This is a genomic window from Oleiphilus sp. HI0067 (assembly GCF_001635735.1).
Genome location: NZ_LWFI01000437.1, coordinates 1 through 694 on the forward strand (window position 1 = coordinate 1; position 694 = coordinate 694).

Consider the following 694-nt stretch of genomic DNA (forward strand, 5'->3'; position numbering starts at 1 on the left):
TTATTTTGATGATGTTCAGTCATGAGCTATCAATGTTCTTTACTGACGACGCGGCTGTTGTTTCATCATCAGCGCATTATTTAGAATTGGTACCCTGGTCGTACTTTTTCCTTGCAGTGATTATGATCACTTCTTCAACATATAATGGCATGGGTAAGCCAACTCCATCTTTGCTCATGTCCTTTATGCGATTGATTGGCTTGTTCGTACCACTCGCCTTTGTTGGGCAGTACTTTTATGATTTAGATGGCATCTACATTGCTGCCGCACTCTCAAACTTTATTGTTGGATTGGGCGCCATCATCGGGACACGCTCCCTCATGCGCGCCTAATAAGCTAAGGAAACTAACCGTGCCGAAGAAATTAAACTCCCTCTCAGATCTTGGTGGATTGGTTTACTCCACTGAGCACGGCAAAACCTGCCCAAATTGCGAGCAAGCAATCTCAGCTTGTGCCTGCAGTAAGGACGAGATTCCTGAAGGAGATGGCATCGTACGGGTTCGATACGAACGCAAAGGCCGCGGCGGAAAAGGCGTTACGCTCGTTGATGGCATTCTCGAACCAAGTGATAAATTGAAGTCGCTTGCGAAGGAATTGAAAAAGAAATGTGGCGTTGGTGGAGCAGTAAAAGAACACACTATCGAAATTCAAGGAGACCAGCGCGATATCTTGGTCAAGCTCCTGGAAGATAAGG

The 694-nt window shown here is 46.0% G+C and carries 2 protein-coding genes; both read left to right on the top strand.

The genetic code is table 11. The annotated features are described in order from the left end of the window. Positions 1-332: MATE family efflux transporter (locus A3739_RS05080; RefSeq protein WP_197472069.1), on the top strand; the 332-nt coding region annotated here is incomplete at its 5' end. A gap of 19 nt (positions 333-351) precedes the next feature. Further along, the coding region (locus A3739_RS05085; protein ID WP_068500571.1) for a translation initiation factor Sui1 at positions 352-694 on the top strand (343 nt) is incomplete at its 3' end.